This is a genomic window from Paenibacillus arenilitoris, from assembly GCF_014705655.1.
Lineage (GTDB): Bacteria > Bacillota > Bacilli > Paenibacillales > Paenibacillaceae > Pristimantibacillus > Pristimantibacillus arenilitoris.
On the sequence record NZ_JACXIY010000014.1, the window covers coordinates 164,304 to 184,121 of the forward strand.

13 protein-coding genes are annotated in these 19,818 nt (G+C 61.9%); all 13 read right to left on the reverse strand.

The features are described from left to right. Nucleotides 1-55: 55 nt before the first annotated feature. The gene (locus IDH41_RS12095) at nt 56-1,519 is read right to left on the reverse strand and encodes a CoA-acylating methylmalonate-semialdehyde dehydrogenase (RefSeq protein WP_190861311.1); all 1,464 of its coding nucleotides are present in this window, start codon (nt 1,517-1,519) and stop codon (nt 56-58) included. Between the two features lie 20 nt (nt 1,520-1,539). Then, on the reverse strand, nt 1,540-2,544 hold the full coding sequence (gene iolC, locus IDH41_RS12100) for a 5-dehydro-2-deoxygluconokinase (RefSeq protein WP_190861312.1): 1,005 nt from the start codon (nt 2,542-2,544) through the stop codon (nt 1,540-1,542). 3 nt (nt 2,545-2,547) lie between these two features. Further along, a complete protein-coding gene (gene iolE, locus IDH41_RS12105; RefSeq protein WP_397327834.1) occupies nt 2,548-3,468 on the reverse strand; it encodes a myo-inosose-2 dehydratase in 921 nt (306 codons plus the stop codon). Nucleotides 3,469-3,540: 72 nt separating this feature from the next. Continuing rightward, nucleotides 3,541-5,406: a 3D-(3,5/4)-trihydroxycyclohexane-1,2-dione acylhydrolase (decyclizing) gene (gene iolD, locus IDH41_RS12110; protein WP_190861313.1), complete on the reverse strand. Its 1,866-nt coding sequence runs from the start codon at nt 5,404-5,406 to the stop codon at nt 3,541-3,543. Between the two features lie 1,082 nt (nt 5,407-6,488). After that, entirely contained in the window at nt 6,489-8,741 is a 2,253-nt protein-coding gene (locus IDH41_RS12115) for a glycoside hydrolase family 88/105 protein (protein WP_190861315.1), read from the reverse strand. A 4-nt stretch (nt 8,742-8,745) separates the two neighbouring features. Beyond that, entirely contained in the window at nt 8,746-10,515 is a 1,770-nt protein-coding gene (locus tag IDH41_RS12120) for a hypothetical protein (protein WP_190861317.1), read from the reverse strand. Nucleotides 10,516-10,644: 129 nt separating this feature from the next. Then, nucleotides 10,645-11,517: a carbohydrate ABC transporter permease gene (locus tag IDH41_RS12125; RefSeq protein ID WP_190861319.1), complete on the reverse strand. Its 873-nt coding sequence runs from the start codon at nt 11,515-11,517 to the stop codon at nt 10,645-10,647. A gap of 72 nt (nt 11,518-11,589) precedes the next feature. Continuing rightward, nucleotides 11,590-12,492 carry an ABC transporter permease gene (locus tag IDH41_RS12130; RefSeq protein WP_190861321.1) on the reverse strand — a complete coding sequence of 301 codons (903 nt, stop codon included), beginning with the start codon at nt 12,490-12,492 and terminating at the stop codon, nt 11,590-11,592. Between the two features lie 82 nt (nt 12,493-12,574). Then, nucleotides 12,575-14,206 (reverse strand): extracellular solute-binding protein, encoded by a 1,632-nt coding sequence (locus IDH41_RS12135; protein ID WP_190861323.1) that lies wholly within the window; start codon nt 14,204-14,206, stop codon nt 12,575-12,577. A 219-nt stretch (nt 14,207-14,425) separates the two neighbouring features. Continuing rightward, nucleotides 14,426-16,693, reverse strand: coding sequence for an AraC family transcriptional regulator (locus IDH41_RS12140; RefSeq protein WP_190861325.1), 2,268 nt, complete (start codon nt 16,691-16,693; stop codon nt 14,426-14,428). Between the two features lie 179 nt (nt 16,694-16,872). After that, entirely contained in the window at nt 16,873-17,760 is an 888-nt protein-coding gene (locus tag IDH41_RS12145; RefSeq protein ID WP_190861327.1) for a sugar phosphate isomerase/epimerase family protein, read from the reverse strand. Between the two features lie 23 nt (nt 17,761-17,783). Further along, nucleotides 17,784-18,641, reverse strand: coding sequence for a sugar phosphate isomerase/epimerase family protein (locus IDH41_RS12150; RefSeq protein WP_190861329.1), 858 nt, complete (start codon nt 18,639-18,641; stop codon nt 17,784-17,786). Continuing rightward, on the reverse strand, nt 18,638-19,696 hold the full coding sequence (locus tag IDH41_RS12155; protein WP_190861331.1) for a Gfo/Idh/MocA family protein: 1,059 nt from the start codon (nt 19,694-19,696) through the stop codon (nt 18,638-18,640). Before IDH41_RS12155 ends, IDH41_RS12150 begins: the two co-directional genes overlap by 4 nt. Between the last annotated feature and the right edge of the window lie 122 nt (nt 19,697-19,818).

Sequence of the window (19,818 nt, forward strand, 5' to 3'; positions counted from 1 at the left end):
CCATTGTGCGTTGCTGCCGGTCTTATCTTACGCGCCGAACCTCGGCGGCAGCGGATTACCAGCGCGAGGTGACCATTTTCTTCCTCGTGTAGAACTCGACGCCGTCAGCGCCGTTCGCGTGCAAATCGCCGTAAAACGATTTTTTCCAGCCGGAGAACGGGAAGAACGCCATCGGAGCGGGAACACCGAGATTGATGCCGAGCATGCCCGCGTCGATCGTCTCGCGGAATTGTCGGACGTTGCCGCCGTCCTGGGTGAACAGGCAGGCCCCGTTCGCGAACTCCGATTGATTGGCGAGCGCGATCGCCTCGTCCAGCGTATCGGCGCGCACGATCGACAGCACCGGCGCGAATATTTCGTCCTCCCATATTTTCATCCCGCGCTCGACGTTATCGAAGATCGTCGGACCGACGAAATAGCCCGCTTCGCCCGTCGCCGCGTCCTTGCGTCCGTCGCGCAGCAGCAAAGCGCCTTCCGTCTCGCCGAAGTCGATATATTTCAGCGTTCTTTCCTTGTGCGGCCCGCGAATGACGGGCCCGAGGAAGACGCCTTCGTCCATGCCGTTGCCGATTGCGATGTTATCGGCCGCTTCCTTGATTTTGCCGACGAGCGCATCGCCGATGCCGCCGACCGCGACGACGACCGCGCACGCCATGCAGCGCTCGCCGGCCGAGCCGAACGCGGCGCCCACGATTTGCTGGACGGCCGCGTCGAGATCGGCGTCCGGCATGACGATCGAATGGTTTTTGGCGCCGGCCAGCGCCTGCACCCTTTTGCCGTAGGAGGTGCCGGTCTTGTACACGTACTCCGCCACGGGCTGCGAGCCGACGAACGAAACCGCCTTGATGTCCGGATGCTCCAGCATGCCGTTCACCACGTCGTGGGCGCCGTGAACGACGTTCAGCACGCCCGCCGGAAGCCCCGCTTCCTCGAACAGCTCCGCAAGCCGGTTCGCGAGCAGCGGCGTCCGCTCGGACGGCTTCAGCACGAACGTATTGCCGCAGGCGATGGCGAGCGGGAACATCCAGCAAGGCACCATCATCGGGAAGTTGAACGGCGTAATGCCGCCCACGACGCCGATCGGATAGCGGTACATCGCCGACTCCAGGTTCGTCGCGATGTCGGGCAGCACCTTGCCCATCATCAGCGTAGGGGCGCCCGCGGCGAATTCGACGCACTCGATTCCCCGCTGCACTTCTCCGTACGCTTCCGCGTAGCTTTTGCCGTTCTCCTTCGTTATGATCGAAGCCAGCTCTTCCCAGTGGCCGACAAGCAGCTGCTGGTATTTGAACAAAATTCTCGCCCGCTTCGGCACCGCCGTCCGGCTCCATGCCGGGAACGCCACCTTCGCCGCTTGAACGGCGGCGTCCAGCTCCGCCTTCGAAGACAGCGGCACGTAGGCAAGCACTTCCTCCGTCGCGGGATTATAGACCGGCTCTGCCGCTTCCGCGGCGGACGCGGTCCACCGGCCCCCGATATAATTGTCGATCTTTTGCGTGGTGCTCGTCTGATTATTCATGGTCGTTCCGTCTCCTCTCGTCAGTTCGGGCTTGCCGCGTTGCTCATCCGGATAAATTCGTCGACCTGCTCCTTCGTCGGCATCGCGTCGGAGCAGCTGTGGCTTGACACGACGATCGCCGCCGCCGCGCTGCCGTATTCCATGCTTCGGGCGATCGGCCACTGCTGCATGAGCCCGTACAGGAAGCCCGCCGCATAGGAGTCACCGGCGCCGAACGTCTTGACGACGTTCGCCTTGAAGCTCTTCGCGCGATGGCTGGAGCCGTCCTTGGCATAGGCGATCGACCCGTCCTTGCCGTGCTTGATAATGACGATTTGGGCGCGGTAATCGAACCACTTGGCCGCGGTGACGCGATCGTCATGGCCGGTATTCGCTTCAAACCGCTCCATCATGTCGAATTCCTCGCGCGTGCCGATGACGATGTCGCATTTTTCCGCCGCCAGATTGTAGTAAGCTGCCGTCTCCTCCTCCGAGGCCCACGTATAGGGCCGGTAGTCGAGGTCGAACGCGATGACGGCACCGTGCCGCCGCGCGTATTCGAGCGACTGGAACACCGCCTCGCGGGAAGGGCTCTTCGCCAGCGCCGTGCCGGATATGAGCAGCAGCTTCGCGCCGGCGACGACCTCCTCCCTCACCTCGGCTGCCGTTAGCAGCAGATCGGCGGCGTTATCCCGGTACATCAGAATGCTGCAATCCGTCGGGCTCTTGATTTCGGTAAAAGCGAGCCCCGTCACCGCGCCGGTCCGATCGGTCACGACATTGTCCGTGCCGATGCCTTCCCGCTCCAGGTAACGGACGATGAACCGGCCCATCTGGTCGTCCGCCACTTTGCCGACAAAGCCGATCTTCAGCCCCAGCCTCGCCATGCCGATGCAGATGTTCGCGGGCGACCCGCCGACGTATTTCGTAAACGTAACCGTATCCTCCATCGGCCGGTTGATTTCATTGGCGTTCAAGTCGATGCACAGGCGGCCGACCGCCACGAAATCAAGCGTCTTTCCTTCCGGAAATCGGATGCTGTTCATGGCCTACTCCCCTCTCTGCCCGGCCTCGGGCACTATCGAGTCGATATACCGCAATGCGCGCCGCGCATATTCGTACGGCGGATGCAGCGCCGGATCCTGCTCGCCCTCCAGCATCGCCCAGCCGGCATAGCCCCGATCAAGCAACTCCGTCACGATCGGACGAAAATCGATGCAGCCGTCTCCAGGGACGGTGAACACGCCCTTGCGGATGCAGGTGATAAAGTCGGCCTGCTCGGCGCGGGCTTCGTCCAGCACTGCCTGGCGAACGTCCTTCAAATGCACGTAGGCGATCCGGTCGTAATGCTTGCGTAGAACGGCCAGCGGGTCGGCGCCGCCGTAATAGGCATGGCCCGTGTCGTACAGCAGGTGGACGAGCGACGGGTCGGTCAGCTCCATCAGCCGGTCGATCTCCTCCGGCCGCTCCACGACGGTGCCGCCGTGGTGATGGTACGTCAGCTTCAGCCCGTACTCCCGGGCGATGCGGCCCGCGGCGTTCAGCCCTTCGGCCAGCGATTGCCAGCCCGCTTCGTCGAGCCGGAGCACCTCCTTCTCGTTCGGCGTCCGCCGAGGGTCGAAGTGAAGCGAGCCGCCGACCTCCGCCGTGCTGATGACCGTGCTCCCCATATCGCTTAAGAAAGCCGCATGCTCCCGGTAGGACGCCAGCTCTTGCTCGCGGTAAGCGGGATCGGAGAACAGCACCGACTTCCACTGCGAGACCAATTGAATGCCCCGCGATGCCAGCTCGCGCTTCAGCACCTCCGTATCTTTGGGATACTTTCTGCCCATTTCCGTTCCCTTAAGCCCGAGCCTTTGCATATCGTCCAAAATCGTTTCGTAAGCCGTGTCCGCGCCATGCTCGCGCACGTCCTCCCCGACCCAATTGATCGGATGCGCGCCGATTTGAAAAGTGAGCTTCTCCAGCATATCGCTGCCTCCTCTCGGGCTTGCCCGGCAAGCCCGCTTCAGTTAATGAGCCTTATCCTGCGTACGCTGCGCCTACAGCGCTCTCGCCTTGCGGATTTGCGCCGCCATCTCCTTATGGGAGGCGGCCACCTTCTCGCTCGCCGACACCTCCGGCACCTCGACCCGCCACCACGACTCGTAGCCCGGCGTGTTCGTGCCCGGAACGACCTTGATTTCGATCAGCGTCGTGACCGTTTCTTCGCGCGCCTGAAGTAGCGCCTCGCGCAGCTCCTCCGCCGTCGTTGCCTTGTAAGCCTTCGCCCCCATGCTCCGCGCATGGGCGGCGAAGTCGATCGGCATGTAGCCGCCGTCAAGATGTCCGGTCCCGGCATTGCGGTAGCGGAATTCGTTGCCGAAGCCGTCGCTGCCGTGCCCGCGCTGCAGGTTGTGAATGCACTGGAAGCCGTGGTTGTCGAACAGCAGCACCGTTATTTTGGTCCCTTCCTGCAGACTCGTCACCAGCTCGGAGTGAAGCATCAGGTAGCTGCCGTCGCCGACGACCGCGTAGACGCCCCGGTCCGGCTCGGCCAGCGCCGCCCCGAACGTGCCGCTGATCTCGTAGCCCATGCAGGAGAAGCCGTATTCCATATGGTAGGTGCGCGGTTCGGCGGAGCGCCACAGCCGGTGCAGATCGCCGGGCAGGCTGCCGGCGGCGCAGACGACGACGTCCGACGGGAGCAGCGTCTCGTTGATGACGCCGAGCGCCCGCGTCTGTGCCAGGCCTTCTTCATGCTCTATCGCGTACAGCCGGTCGACCTCCCGGTCCCATTCCGCCTTCCTCTCGGCCAGTTCCCCTTCGCCGTAGCCGCTCCGGTAGCCGGCGGCGGCGAGCTCCGACCGCAGCGCCGCCAGCCCTTCCCGCGCGTCGGCCGTCAGCTGCAGCCCGTTCAGCTTCGCCGAGTCGAAAGCGCTTACGTTCAGGTTGACGAATTGCGCGTCTTCGTTGCCGAAGGCCGATTTCGACGCGGTCGTGAAATCCGAATACCTCGTCCCGATGCCGATGACGACGTCTGCCTCCCGCGCGAGCTTGTTCGCGGCCAGCGAGCCGGTTACACCGATCGCGCCCATGTTCAGCGGATGATCCCACGGCAGGCTGCTCTTGCCCGCCTGCGTCTCCGCCACCGGGATGCCGAACGCTTCCGCGAATTCGGCCAGCTGCCGCGCGGCGTCCGCGTAGTGCACGCCGCCGCCCGCGATGATGAGCGGCTTCTTCTTGCCGGCGATCAGCGCGGCCGCGCGGCGCGCCGCCTCCGGCGACGGCGGACGCCTGTCGATGACATGCACCCGCCGCTCGAAGAATGCCGCCGGATAGTCGTACGCTTCCGCCTGCACGTCCTGCGGCAGCGCGAGCGTCACCGCCCCCGTCTCCGCCGGATCGGTCAGCACCCGCATCGCCTGCAGCGCGGCGCTCATCAGCTGCTCGGGCCGGACGATCCGGTCGAAGTAGCGGCTGACCGGCCGGAAGGCATCGACCGCCGATACCGTATAGTCGGCCTGCACCTCGAGCTGCTGCAGCACGGGATCGGGCTGCCTGCACGCAAAGTTGTCCCCCGGCAGCAGCAGCACCGGGATCCGGTTCACGGTCGCCGTCGCGGCGGCCGTCACCATGTTCAGCGCGCCCGGACCGATCGACGACGTGCACGCGTAAATTTGCCTGCGCCCGCTCTGCTTCGCGAACGCCGCCGCGGCGTGCACCATTCCTTGCTCGTTTTTCCCCTGGATGAACCGAAGGCTGCCCGCGCTTCGCTCCAGCGCCTCGCCGAGCCCCGTCACGTTGCCGTGACCGAAAATGCCCATGACCCCTTTTACGAACTTCGTTTCCGTCCCGTCCACCGACACATACTGCTCGTCCAGAAACCTGAGCAGCGCCTGCGCCATCGTCAAACGTACCGTTTTCATCCGCATCCCCTTCCGGTTTTCAAACTCGCCCGCCTTCGCGGACGGTCAGGTTAAGCGCTTAACTCGTTAAAAAAATAGATGTTGCTTTCCCGCCGCCGTACTCCGAGCGCCCCGGCAGCTCACTTCCGCCACCGCTCGCCACGTGCGCCGGCAGCTTAATTCCTGCACCGTACCCCGAGTGCCCGACAGCCCACTTCCCGCCGCCTCTTCCACACAGTCCGGCAGCTCACTTCACGCCACCGCTCGCCACGTGCGCCGGCAGCTCACTTCACGCCGACTTTCCCGCGGTCCGGCAGCTAATTTCAAAAATTGAGACTAAATCGGTTTTCCACCTGCGCAACGTCCGTTTAATTTCAAATTTTGAACCTAAACCGTTTAATACGCTCATCAAGCCTCGATTTCCTTCTAAATAATTTCAAAATATGATATTAGACCCACTATGGTGACCGCAAGAGAGCGTTTAGTTGCAAATTTTGAGCTTAATGAGTCACCTAAACAACGTCGGTGCACCGCTTCTACGCTGCTTCTGCGCCGCTATACGATCCTATGTCGTCGATAGCGGAAAATATGTCTGCTTCTTTCGCCCGTACCGCTAAGAGAGCAGCAACGACGCCCAGCCCGCACGCGCAAAGCCGTTGCAACCACAGATCTGCCCGCCCCGCACTCAGCATGGTGCATAGCCACATTACTTCACCTGGATGCTCGAAGCCGTTGAAGCACGGCTCAGCCCGCACCCTGCATGGTGCAAAGATGCATCGCCGATCGCCTTAGCCCGCACCGCACAAGGCGCAAGCGACAGCGCCGCCACTCCCTACTGGCGCTACCGCGCCTTCGGCCCGGCCGGCCTGCCGCATCTCCACGCGGTCCGCCGCCGTTCCCTGCTTACAGCGGCGCTACCGCGCTTTCGGTCCTGCCTGCCGCATCTCCACGCGGTCCGCCGCCGCTCCCTGCTTACAGCGGCGCTACCGCGCCTTCGGTCTGGCCGGCCTGCCGCATCTCCCCGCGGTCCGCCGCCAATCGGCACATCCGCGCCTTCGGTCAGGCGGGCATGCCGGATGCTGCCCGAGCCCCCGCCTTGCGAATCAGGCCGTTGGCACGAACGTCCCGGCAGCGGCACCCTTCAGCCGGCTGATCTCCACGCCAGCCAGCATCATGATCCCGATGCCGTGGTTGTCGTTTACGACCGTGCGCAGGTCGTGCATGTAATACTCCGGGGAGAAGGAGTACCGCGATCCGCTGCACACGCCGTGCACGTTGCCCTGCCGGTCGATCGCTTCGCCGGTGAGCCCCCGCCAAGCCTTAAGCGCGGCGGCTTCGTAGCCGGCGTTGCCGTCGAGCCAGCCGAAGCGCACGCCTCTGGCGAAAGCGTACGCGAACATCGCGGTGCACGAAGCTTCCTCGTAGGCATCCGGCCGATTGAGCACCTGGCGCCATAGGCCCGACTCCGCCTGAAGCGCCGCGACGCCCGCGCACAGCTCCCGGAACATCGCGAGCAGCGCTTCGCGGTCCGGGTGGCCGGCCGGGAGCTTCTCCAGCAGCTCGGACAGCGAGAACAGGCACCAGCCGTTGCCGCGTCCCCACGGCACGCGCGTCGCCTGGCCGTATTTGAAATCGAACACATGCGACATGACGCCTTCCGGCTCCATGAACAAATAACGCTTGTACAGCAGGAACTGCCTCGCCGCTTCGTCGATCGCTTCCGGCTTGCCGGCCGCCGCGGCGTAACGCGTCAGGAACGGGGCGCTCATGTACAGATCGTCGGCCCACATCGTGTCGGCCGCGTATTCGCCCGGGCACAGCCGGTAGAACGCGCCGTCCGGCCGCCGCTCCAGCCGCCGCAGCATGAAGTCGGCGATGACGTCCGCAATGCCGAGGAAGCACTTCTCCCCCGTCTGCAGGTAAGCCTCGAGCATCGCCGAGCCGAACGAGCCGCAGTTGTCCAGCATTTTGACGAGGACGAGCTGATGGTTCACGGACGGGAAGCCGTAAGCATCCCGGTCCCACAGCGAATAAGCGTACAGGTCCGTGCAGCTGCGGATATGGCGGATCGCGTACTCGGCCAAATCGTGCCGGTCCAGCTCGCGAGCCGTCCGCAGCAGGCCGTACATCGTGACGCCGAGCGGGTAATCCCAGCGCCCGAAATTCGTGGCGCTCCCCGTCGTCCATTTGTTGCTCAGCATCGCGTTCTCGTAGTATGGCCTCACCCACGTCTCCGGCGCGTCGACCCGCCAATGCGTTTGCCCGGCGCAGCGGCCCTCGGCATCGACGGCAGGGAAGAGCGCCCCCGCCATGCATGCCGCCGCGGGCTCCGTCTCCTCCCCGGGATCGAGCGGCCCGGCGTACAGCCAGGCGCCGTCATAGCCGTGCACGGCGGCCGGCGCTTCCAGCTGCAGCGGCCGCCCTCCGCATGCCGCGCCGCACGTAAAGCCCCAGCCGCCCGGGCCGCTGACGGTGCGCACGAGCAGCTGTCGGCTGCCGCTTCCGGCTGCCGCCTCCACCCGGTACGCCCCGGCCGATGCCAGCTCGGCGACCTTGCTGCCGTCCAGCCAGATGGCCGTCGGCCCGAAGACCCGGCCCTCCAGCACGAGCGGCTCCTCCCCGGCCGGCACGTTCACCCGGCTCCAGCCGTAGAGGGCGGCCGGCCGCCCAGGCAAGCCGAACAGCCGCTCGCCGTTCGGCCGCTCCGCTTCCTCGGCCGTCCACTTCGTCCGCGGATGCCAAGCGAGGCCGGTGGCCTCTTCCGCGCCCTTGAAGTCGGGAAAGCCCGCTTCGCTCCCGAACCTCGGTCCCTTCACCGCGTCCGTGAACGCCCAGCCCGCGCTTCCCGCCCGGTCCGCGAACGGCGAAAGCACCTGCAGGATCCGGACCTTCGCCTCGTCCGCGCCGAAGCGGCAGCCGAAGCCGGCAGCCGTCCTGCGCGTCTCAACCAGCACGCTGTTCCAGCCTTTGCGCAGCAGGAGCGGGATAACGACCCGCGCGTCCGGCTTCATCTCGTCCACCGCGCCCGAACGGTACAGCCGCTCTTCGTTGACGTACAGCATCACCGGACCGAACGGCTCCAGAATGCCGTCGATCGACCGCTCGTCGTCGCTCCATACGAGACCGAACGCGTAAGCGTAGTCGCCCATGGAAGCATCCGGCAGCTTATTGGAGAAATCGAAATCGTAAAGTCCTGCCTCCGTCTGCAGCACGCCCGATTTGGCAAAAGCGCGCAGCGCGAACGGCACAGGCGGGTTCGCGCCGGCGTAACGGCCGGCCAGCGCCTCCAGGACGCCGCGTTCGTCGCCTCCGAACGCGTAACGCGCGCTTTCCCGCGGTTCGATATAAGCTCCCATCTCCTCATTCCTCCCGTCTGCCGTCATGGCGCCCATTGCCGGACAGCCTGATCTCGAAGGTTGTATCGTACGGCGTCAGCACGTTGACGAGCAGCGTCCGGCAATCCGCCGGGTAGCTCGCGTTGTTGAGCGTCCTCGCCCGGTGCTCGCGGGCGCCTCCGTCCAGCTCGATCCAATCCTCTCCGGCGGCGAGGCGGACGGTCCCTTCCCGCCAGAACTGCGTCCCGTCAGCCGCATCCGCCAGCCCTTCGCCGGTCAAGGCGCCTTCCGCGCCGAACACGAACGAAATTTGCGTCATCAGAATGTCCGGCAGCCCGCAGCGGACGCGGATGCGCCAGCCTTGCCCGGTTTCCGTCAGCTCGACCTCGACCTCGTGCCGCTGCTCGTGCGTCGCTTCCCGCAAATGATGCGGCAGCAAATACCACGGGCTGACCGGTCCGCCCGCCGATTCCGGCAAATGCCGCGCCGCCACGGGACCGTAGTAGCCCTTCTTCTCCGTCGCCGACAGCCTGTATCCGCCGGATTCCAGCTCCTCCAGCCGCTTCAGCTTCACGAAGCCCGGCTCGAACGAAGCGGCGACCTGCACCGCGAGCAGCTTCGCCGCTCCGTGGCGGAGCGCGAAGAACGAATTCGTCTCGGTCATGACGGTCGCGCTCGTCGGGCCGCTCCGGTGCCTCGCGACCGGGGCGCCGAAATCGGGATGCAGCCGGCTGTGATAAATTTTGCCGCCGTGGCCGGCCGCCTCCATTCCTCCGAGGTAACGCCCGCGCGGGAATCCGCCGTTCACGACGACGCGGTATTCGTCCGGCAGCTCCGAAGGCGGAACCGGGCAATCGCGCAGCTCCGGATGCAGCAGCAAACCGAGCAGCGCGTTATTGGGCAGCCAACCCGGGTGCTCCAGCGCCTCGCCCGCGAGCCGCGCGATCGCGGCGAACAGCGGGTCGCCGTCGAGGCTCGCCATCAGCCCCGCCGCGAGAAAATACGCCCCCATGCCGTATTTGCTGCCGTAATCCTGGCGCCCGGAGTAATCCGTCACCACTTCGCCGTCCGGATGGATCATGTACGCCATCATCCGCAGGTTGCGGCGCACCGGCTCCAGCAGCTCGGGCTTGCCCAGCCGCTCCGCCGCGTAGATAAGAACGATGTCGCTGACGGCGTTATAAATGCCGTTGCTCCGCTCCGTCCATTCCCCGTCCCCGGTGCAGTCGATCCCTTCCGCGAGCCATGCTTCCGCCCGCTCCTTCAGCTCCGGCCGCCCCGTCAGCGTGTACATGAACCCGAGCGCCGCGGTCAGTACCCAGCGATGATTCGGGGTATGGCAGCCGCCCGTCAGCAGGGCGGGAATCGTCCGCTCGAGGAACAAGCGGATATCGTCCGCCGCTTGGCGCGCCGGCTCCCAGCCGTCGGCCGCGAGCAGCTCGTACACCTGCGCGAGGCCGCTCACGACGAACGCGGTGTCCGGCGGCGAGTGCATATTCGTCCATGGCGGCGAAATCGTCCCGTCGGCATGCTGGAACCGCAGCATGTAGCGAGCGCCCAGCTCCAGCCGGCGCAGCAGCTCAGGTTCGCGATAGAACCGGGAATCCTTGCCGGCCAGCGCGGATGCCCATAACGCCATGACCATCGGCGTTCCGCCGTGGCTCGGCCAGGCGACGCCGCTCGCCGGATCGGCGACTCCGCCATAGAAGCGGCTTTCGTTATCCAGCACCTGATTGTCCATTCCGTCTTGCACGCAGCGGTCGTTCATGGCGACCAGCTTCTCGTATAGGCTCATTTCGTTTCTCCCACGCTTTCCGTATAGCCGCCGCCTCATGTCCGCAAGGCCGCAAGCTTCGCGATTATCCGTTCATGGCTTCTTTCGATTACTAAGGCGAAAGCCGCATCGCCATCGCCTTGCCCATTCCTACCCCTTCACCGCCCCAAGCATGACGCCGCTGACGAAGAAGCGCTGAAGCCAAGGGTATACGATCAGGATCGGCACGGTGGCGAAGATGACGCTGGCCGCCTTCAGGCTCTCCGGAACGACGGTCGCCATCTGCGCCCCTTCATTCTGCAGAAGGTCCGTGATCATGTTGTTCTGGATGAGCTGGTACAGCTTGAGCTGGAGCGGGTAAAGCTCCGGGCTTGTGATGTACATCAGCGTGTCCGTAAAGCCGTTCCAGCGGCCCACCGCGTAGAACAGGCTCAGCGTCGCGATGACCGGCATCGATAAGGGCAGCATAATGCCGACGAGCGTCCGGAAGTGGCTGCTGCCGTCGATTTCCGCCGATTCCTCCAGGCTTTCCGGGATGTTGTTGAAGAACGAGATCAAGATGATCAGATAGAACGGGTTGATGAGGCCCGGCAGCACGAGCGCCCAGATCGAGTCGAGCAGGCCCAGATTGCGGACCAAAATATATTCGGGTATGATGCCGCCGCTGAAAAACATCGTGATCAGGACGACGAACATGAAGCCTTTGCGTCCTCTCAGCTTCTTTTTGGACAACGGATAGCCCATCGCGATCGTCATGACCATGCATAGCACGGTGAACAGGCCGGTCAGCAGCACCGTAAAGCCGAGCGAACGGATCATCGAAGCGTCGGTAAATACTTTGGTATACGCCTCTACGTTCAAATCGACGGGAAGCAGGCTTACTTTGCCGGACAGGATCCCCCCTGCCGAGCTTAAGGATATTGCCGCTATATGAAGAAATGGAGCCAGACAAATCAGCGTGCTAACGAGTAACACGATAAAGTTGGCCGTATCGAACACGCGGTTCGCGGTATGCTCTCTCATAAGCGTCCGCTCCTTTCCGATTCTCGATAGTCGAAAGTGATCGTTCCTGCCTTGCTTATCCTTTTATTGCGCCTACATAATGCCTTCGTCCGTAAGCTTCTTGGACGTATAGTTCGCGCCCAGCACGAACACGAGCCCTACGACCGCCTGGAACAGGCCGACGACCGTCGCGAGCGTATATTGGCCCGATTCGAGCCCGATTCGGTACACGAACGTGCTGAGCACGTCGGAATATTCGCGCACGGCCAAATTGCCGATGACGTACGGGCGTTCGAAGCCGATCGATACCATATGGCCTAAATTGATAATAAGCAGCACGACGATGGTCGGCTTCAGTCCGGGGAGCGTAATGTGCCAAATGCGCTTCAGCCTGCCCGCCCCGTCGATGCCGGCCGCTTCGAACAATTCCTTGTTGATGCCGGTAAGGGCCGCCAAGTAAATAATCGTCCCCCAGCCCGCGCTTTGCCATACGCCGACGAGCAGGTAGGTGACGAGCCAATCGTTCTTGTCCGTCAGGAACGGGATGGCTTCAAAGCCAAGCGACGTGATGATGTTGTTGATCATGCCGGATTGCGTGCCGAACACCTGGTAGACGATGCCGCCGATAATGACCCAGGAAATAAAATGCGGAATGTATAAAATCGTCTGCGAAAGCTTCTTGAACCAGACGGTCTTCATCTCGTACAGCATAATGGCCAAAATAAGCGGCGCCGGAAACGATACGAGCAGATCGAGAAAGTTAAGCATAAGCGTATTGCGAAGCGTCAAATAAAAATCGCGCATGGCGAATACTTCCTTGAACGCGTCGAAGCCGATCCACTCGCTCCCCGCTATGCCCTGGAAAAAGTTGAAATCCTTGAATGCGATTTGAATTCCGTACATCGGCCCGTATTTGAAAATGATGAAATAGGCGAGCGGCAGAGCAAGCAGCGCGTACAGCTGCCAATATCTGCGGAAATAAACGATCCAGCCCACGGCGGTCTCCTCCTTATGCTATCGGTTATGGCGGGGGGACGTTAAGGCTCCCCCATCCCCCTCGCCAAGCTGTACAGCCGCGTTAGTTCGCCGCCTGCATCTCTTTGTAAACGGCCGTGCGCTCATCCAGAATCGCCTGGCCGCCGCTCGCCATATAGTCCTTCAGCATCGTTTCGTAGATGCCGTCGAATTGATCCGGCTTCGCCATCGTCGTCTTGACGATCATCTCGTTGAATTTGTCGAGCAGGGTCGTGCCGTATTTCGTCTGCGCCTCGATCGGTCTGTCCATCAGCACGGGCTCAATGACGTCCGCGTTCGCGATGACCTGAGCCGCTTCCACCTGCTCCAGAAACTTCTTCGGCATTTGCAGTGCTCTCGCTTTCAGGTTCTTCTCCATGCTGCCAAGCTGCTTGCCGTTCGAGACGATGGCCATGTCGCCCGAGTTGAACATCCTGTTCAGCGCCTCCTCCGACGGATTCTCCACCGCGACCGGAATATCGTCGACCATTGTGTAGTTCTCGCCCTCGATGCCGTTCTGCAGGTGGAACAGATTGTCGCTCGTCGCCATCCACTCCAAATACTTGACCGCTTCGACCGCGCGCTCGCTCGATTTCGGAATCATGATGTACATGCCGTTCGGCGCGTACATCGGCTTGGCATGCTTGCCTTCCTCGTTCGTATACACGTCTACGGAAGCGAGCTGCGCGCCGGGAACGTTTTGCTGAAGCGTGTCCAGGGACCCTTTCTCGTAGAACGGGTTAATGTCGTCCTCGCTGTAGAAGCCGACTTTGCCCGTTGCGACGTCTTCGCCCAGCTTTTTCTTATCCTTGTCGAGGCCGAAGTCCTTGCTTATCAAGCCTTCGTTGTACAGCTTGTTCATGAACTGCAGCGCGTCCTTGAAGCCCGGCAGGAGCGTCGGGTAATCGTTGGAGCCGAGCTGCTGCGTCAGCGTGTGCCGCTCTTCCTCGGACACCGGCTTGATGAACGACCAGATGAGCGGCTCGTACTGCGCCGACGCGATCGTCATCCCGAGCGGAATGACCTGGCCGCCCGTCTCGCCCGGATCCTTCTCCTTGAACGCCTTGAGCGTTTCGTACAGCTCATCGGTCGTCTGCGGAACCGGCAGGCCGAGCTTGTCGAGCCAATCCTGGCGGATGAAGGAAGCATATTTGCCAACGTTCGACCGCTTGGCCGGGATGGCGAATTGCGTGCCTTCGAACTTGCCGTAGCCGAGCACCTCTTCGCCCAGGAACGCTTTCAAATTAGGCGCATGCTCGTCGAGCAGCGGACCTACGTCGGTGAGGCCGCCCTGCTTCGCGTAGCGGTTGAACGTATTCGGGTCGTAGGTGAATACGATGTCCGGCACGTTGCTGCCGCTGGCCATCAGCACGTTCAGCTTCTCGACCTCCTCCGAACGCGGCACCGGCACGTATTCCACGTCGATGTTGTTCGGTTTGCCGAAGTTTTCCTGTACGTATTTCGTCAAGTAATTGTCCGTAATCGTGGAGCCGGCCGGCGAATTGCCCCTGTCGAACACCTCGACCTTGAGCGTGACGTGCTCCTTCGCCCCTTCGCCGCCCGATCCGCCCGAAGCCTCCTCTCCGGCACCCGAATTTGCCGAGCATGCCGTAAATAATAAGGTACAAGCAAGTCCTGCCGTAAGCGCCGCTTTCTTCGTGCCCATGATCCCTTTTCTTTGTTTGTTTCCAATCATCGTTCCAGCCCCTTCGTTTGAATGATGGTTTGCCTCTCCGCCGGGCCGTTCGATGGAAGGATAACGCTTTCAGCAGCGATTGCCGCAGCCCGGACCGGAATGACCACAGTATGGCATGCCGGCCTGGAAAGCGGCAATAAACTAGTTTCCAAGCGATAAACCGCCGATAAAATTCCCATATTTTGTATACCTTAACCGTAATCGCGCAATAAACTTTTTTCAAATATCCCCGGCGTGACGGGCTTTTCCGGGCTTGAACTTCAGCTTCCGGTAGTCGCCCGGCGTGACGCCGACGACGCGCTTGAACACGCGGCCGAACGTGATGGCGTTGGCGTAGCCGACCTTCAGGGCGATGCTTTGCACCGGCTCTTCCGTCTCGGCCAGCAGCTCCTCCGCCCGCTCCATCCGAAGCTGAACGATGAAATCGACGAACTTCATGTTAAATTCCTCTTTGAACAAATAACTCGCGTATTTGCCCGAAATATGAAACCGGTCGCTCAGATGCTTGAGGGACAAATCGGGATTTTCGAAATTTTCTTCGATGTACGATTTCAGCTCGGTGATCATGGCGCGGTGGTTCTTCGTTTCGCTGTGCGAGACGTAGATGCGGTATACTTCCGTCAGCCGTTCCGAATAGAGCGCCTTCAGCTCCTCCAGCGTCGCCGTCTCGTCCGCGGCGGAGACGATGGCGCCCGCCTCCGGTCCCTTGAAGTAGACGCGCAATTCCTCGGACATTTCCGCCAGCTCGCTCCCCAGCATATCCATCATCGTCTGGAGCACCGTCCGGATGTCCTCGTCCTTCATGCAGTCCTTCTCCATGTGCGCGAACAGCATGTCCAGCTGCGCGCGCCACTGGCCGGTGAGCAGCCGGAATTCCTTGACGAGCCCGGAGGCATGCTGCACGTAGGCGTACCATTTCCGTCCCGCGGCGTCCGGCAGATCCTCGCTCATGACGACGGCTTGCTTGCCGAGCGACATTTTGTGCCGCAGCGCGTCGACGGCCGATTTGCAGGACTCGCCGATCCGCTCCCATTCCCGCACGGCGTTGCCGACGCCGAACAGCAGCGACAGCCGCAAATGCTCGGCCGCCCATAACCGTCCTTTGTCCGCGAATTGCCGAATTTGCCTGCGCGCGTCGGGACGGTCCGCGCCAAGTCCGACGATCAGGCCCATCCGGTTCTCGGCGATCCACTCCGCCCAGCCGTACATGCCGTCCGCCTGCGCCAGCTCCTGCAGCACGTTGGTCAGCGCGAACTTCAAGGTGTGCTGATCCCGCGATGAGAAGTCGCTGCGGAAATCGCGGTAGCGGCCGATCTCTACGACGACGAACGCCAGCTGCTCCGGCTTCTCCCCTGCCGGCAGCAGACCAAGCTTCGTCAGGCGTTCCTGCGCGTTCGCCGCTCCCTCGCCCTGCATCAGGTCGTGGAACAGCTGGCGCCGGCTCACGAGCAGATTTTCCCGCTGCTGCTTCTCGAAGTCCGCCGTCTGCTGAATGAGGCTCTCGAGCGTATGGTCGATCATCGACAGCTCGTCCATCTTCCGCCCGAACGCGTCCTCGCGCAGCTGGATCGATTCGATCCGGTTCATCATAACCCGGATCGGTTTATAATTTTTCCTCGTAATGTAAATAATGTAGAATATCGCAAAAGCGACCGTCAGCACGCCGATGACGATCCAGACATAAGAAATGACGGACACCCACATGAACAGCTGGCCGGCGGCGATGCCGCTCTCGAACGTCCAGCCGGTCAGCCCGAACGGAATGCGGTTCAGCACCTTGCCTCCCGCCTCGTCTCCTTCGGTCCGGTCCGCCGAACTGGTCGAGAACAGCAGCGTACCGGACGCGTCGCGGACGTCGACGAAGGAGAGCTCCCCGTTATTCATCGAACGGATCATCTGTTCTACCGCGTACATATCGACGTTGATGACGACGAGCCCTTCGGTTCCGAAGGGCAGCGGCTCTCTTTTGTAAACGGAAATGACGCGCTTGTCCTTCTCCGTGCTGAATTCGTGATAGGACCGCAGCTCCGACCACCCGTGGATATCGGGGTTCGCGAGCGCATGCTCGACGAACGCGCGGTCGGCGAACGCCTCCCAGCTTACGAGTCCGCTTCGGGTCAGCACCTGCTTGTCCTCGTTCCGGTACACGTAGATCGAATCGAGCAGGCTGTCGCTGTCGGCAAGCGCGCGCATGCTGTCGACGACGTCGAAGATGACCTGGCTGTTCTCCCCCGTCAGCCCGACGTTCAGAAAATCGCGGTACCGGTCGTTCTTCTCCACTTCCTCCAGCACGTCGAGCTCGATCCCCTTCAGCGAGCGGGACAGCCGGTCGGCCATATAGTCGGTCTTAATCCGGTCGGCCTTGACGGTCTCCTTATGCGAAATGTCGTTAACGACGATGAAGGACAGGAAAATCAATATCGTCACCGTAAACATAAAGATCGGGAAATAAGACAGCAGCATCCGGCGGTACCAGTTCCTCTTCATTTCTTCATCACTCCCCGTATCAAAAACCGCTTTCCGGAGAAAGCGCTTACCTTGCTTATTTTAAGAGATATCGGGCAAGGATTCAATGGTAATGCGATTTCCCAATCAGAAAAAAAACGGCAATTCCGGGAAGATTCCCAGAACTGCCGTCATCTAAGCGCCTGCCGAAAGCAAACGGATTATTTGAATTGCTTCAGAAATTGAACCGCCTTGCCGATATCGCCTTCGGGATTCGTGCCGACCTCGCGCTCGATCGTCAGGTAGCCGGTATAGCCGATCTCCTGCAGCGCGCGCAGGTAAGCCGGCCAGTCCACGCGGCCTTCGCCGAGCGGAACCTCGCGGAACGTCTCGCCGGATTCGGCCATCGCCGCGATCTTCTCGTGGTCGAGCGACTTGTCGTAGCCGTAGAAGCCGTACACGTCGCGCGGATCGACGTCCCCGAGCTTCACGCCGTCCTTAGCGTGCGTATGCACGATGTAATCCTTCAATGTGTGGACGCCGACCACCGGATCGTCGCCGGTCACCATGACCATGTTCGCCGGATCGAAGTTCACCGCCACCCCTTTGGTGCCAAGGCTGTCCAGGAACGCCTTCAAGTGCGCCGACGTCTCCGGACCGGTCTCGATCGCGAAATAGGCGCCCATATCGTTCGCGAACCGGGCCAATTCCTCGCACGCGGCGTGCATCGTCTCGTATACGCGGCTGCTCTTATCGTCCGGCACGATGCCGATATGCGTCGTAATGATGTTCGTGCCGAGCTCCCTGCCAAGCTCCATAATGCGCTTGGACTTCTCGATCTTGGCGGGATTCTCCGCCGGATCCTGGAAGCCGTGTCCGCCCAAATCGCCGACGAGCGCCGAAATTTCGAGCCCGAGCGATTCGATGTACGCCTTCCATTCTTTCCTGGCCGAAGGCGACAGGTTCGCCGGATCGAGCTCGCCGGATACCGCGTACATTTGGACGCCGTCCGCTCCGACCTGCTTCGCTTTGAGCAGGCCTTCCTTCACGCCGACCTGAAAGCTGTCGACAATGACGCCGATTTTATTCGTTATGAGTGGCATCGTCATCTTCTATCCACGCTCCTTAAACGTTAAATTTCGTTCCATACGCGCTTCACGTAATCGAAACCGAGCTTCGTGCCCAGCTTGCACTCTTCCATGCCCTCGAACTCGATCGAAACAAAACCGTCGTAGCCGCTTTCCTTCACCTTGCGCAGCACGTCCCGCATCGCGATGTCGCCGTGGCCGACGATCGCGCCGCGCAGCCAATTGCCGTGCGACGTGCCGAACCAGCCTTCGCCCGGTTTGTCCCCTGCCGGACGGTAGTAGAAATCCTTCACATGCACCATTGAGGCGAGGCCGATGTTGTTCGCCACCGCCACGAGCGGATTCTCGTCCGCGCACAGGAAGTTGCCGACGTCGAGCGTCGTCCTGAAATTCGGGCGGTCGACCGCCTTCACGAGCGCCTGCACGCGGTCGCTCTGCTGGATGTAGTAGCCGTGATTCTCGACGCTCGTCGTAATGCCGTGCGGAGCCGCGTAATCGGCGATGACGCGGCAGGCTTCCGCGAGCCTCGGCAGCTCCGACAGGAAGCTCGCGATCGACAAGTCGCTCGAGGAGGCGACGTCATGGCGCATCTTCTTCACCCCAAGCGCGGCCGCGTAATCGACCTCGCGCTTCAGGCGCTCGATTTCCCGCACCAGCTCCTCATCGTTCAGACCGGAGAAATTGGCGCCGACCGCGTAATTGGACAATTCGATTCCGCTCTCCCGCGCCTGCGACTTGATGACCTCGATAAGTTCCGGGTTTTCCGTGAAATTAAAGCCGAGCGGCACGATCTCGACATGCTCCGCGCCGATCGACGCGACGTGGGAGACGACGTCCCCGATGGACATTTCGCCCGCCGCCATCGCCTTGTACAGGCTGTACGAGCTTATTCCGAGCTTCATAGAAGCACCTCCGCGCCCTTCGCCGCCGATTCGTAAATGCCGACCAATATTTTCATGATCTCGACGCCGTCCGCGACGGGGCTGAGCGGCTGGCTGCCGGTTCTGACGCAGTCGACGAAATGGTTGATCTCGTTCTGGAACGCGCTTTGGAAATGGAAGCCCCGATGATCCGTCTGCGGGTACGCGTTCAGAATCGCGTTATGCCGCTCCGTCACGATGACCGTCTCCGGATCGATCTCGAAGCCGCCTTTGTCGCCGTACAGCTTGACGGAGCCTTCGTCGGACTTCGCGTGCAGCGTGAAGCTGACGTCGACGAGCAGGGAAGCGCCGTTCTCGAACCGGATGAGCGCGTTCGCCATGTCCTCGACCGTGTTTTTGTCCGCGTCGTAGTCGGCCGCCCTGTAGAACGACAGATTCTGCACGTTCGCGCGGTTGCCGAGCTTGCGGTACGTGTTGGCGCTGACCGATACCGGCTTCGGCCGGCCCATCATGTACCAGCACAGGTCGATGACGTGCACGCCGATATCGATCAGCGGGCCGCCGCCGGAGCGCTCGATGTCGGAGAACCAGCCGCCGGGATTGCCGAGGCGCCGGATCGTGGACGCCTTCGCGTAGTAGATGTCGCCGAACTCGCCTTTGTCGGCAAGCGAACGAAGCAGCTGGGCGTTCGTATCGTAGCGGCGGACGAAGCCGACCTGCAGCAGCTTGCCGGAGCTCGCCACGGCTTCCTGGACGCGAAGCGCCTCCTCCACCGTGCGGCAGAGCGGCTTCTCGACGAGCACGTGCTTGCCCGCTTCGAGCGCGGCGATGCTGATCTCGGCATGCGTGTTGTTCCATGTGCAGATGCTTACCGCTTCGACGGCCGGATCGGCGAGCAGCTCGCGGTAATCCGTATACACCTTGGACGCGCCGTACTTCTCGGCCGCCTTCCTCGAGCGCTCCTCGTTCAGATCGCATACCGCGTAGAGGTTCGCGTTCGGGTTGTTTTTATAAGCATCTAGATGACTGGACGAGATGGAGCCGGTTCCAATTACCGCGATTTGTACGGGATTCAATGACGATTCCTCCTCAATTTGGGCAGATGGGCAAACCCGCCTCGCTTGCGAGAGATTGCTCTCCAAAGCTTTGCAAGCGTTGCGAAGGTTTGCGCGCCTTTACTTTCGTATTATAATGGAAT

Coding starts and splice junctions, on each gene's coding strand:
- IDH41_RS12095 (WP_190861311.1), bottom strand. CDS start 1,519: ATGAATAATCAGACGAGCACCACGCAAAAGATCGACAATTATATCGGG.
- iolD (WP_190861313.1), bottom strand. CDS start 5,406: ATGAAAACGGTACGTTTGACGATGGCGCAGGCGCTGCTCAGGTTTCTG.
- IDH41_RS12140 (WP_190861325.1), bottom strand. CDS start 16,693: ATGAAGAGGAACTGGTACCGCCGGATGCTGCTGTCTTATTTCCCGATC.
- IDH41_RS12150 (WP_190861329.1), bottom strand. CDS start 18,641: ATGAAGCTCGGAATAAGCTCGTACAGCCTGTACAAGGCGATGGCGGCG.
- IDH41_RS12135 (WP_190861323.1), bottom strand. CDS start 14,206: ATGATTGGAAACAAACAAAGAAAAGGGATCATGGGCACGAAGAAAGCG.
- iolE (WP_397327834.1), bottom strand. CDS start 3,468: ATGCTGGAGAAGCTCACTTTTCAAATCGGCGCGCATCCGATCAATTGG.
- IDH41_RS12145 (WP_190861327.1), bottom strand. CDS start 17,760: ATGACGATGCCACTCATAACGAATAAAATCGGCGTCATTGTCGACAGC.
- IDH41_RS12115 (WP_190861315.1), bottom strand. CDS start 8,741: ATGGGAGCTTATATCGAACCGCGGGAAAGCGCGCGTTACGCGTTCGGA.
- IDH41_RS12120 (WP_190861317.1), bottom strand. CDS start 10,515: ATGAGCCTATACGAGAAGCTGGTCGCCATGAACGACCGCTGCGTGCAA.
- IDH41_RS12125 (WP_190861319.1), bottom strand. CDS start 11,517: ATGAGAGAGCATACCGCGAACCGCGTGTTCGATACGGCCAACTTTATC.
- iolC (WP_190861312.1), bottom strand. CDS start 2,544: ATGAACAGCATCCGATTTCCGGAAGGAAAGACGCTTGATTTCGTGGCG.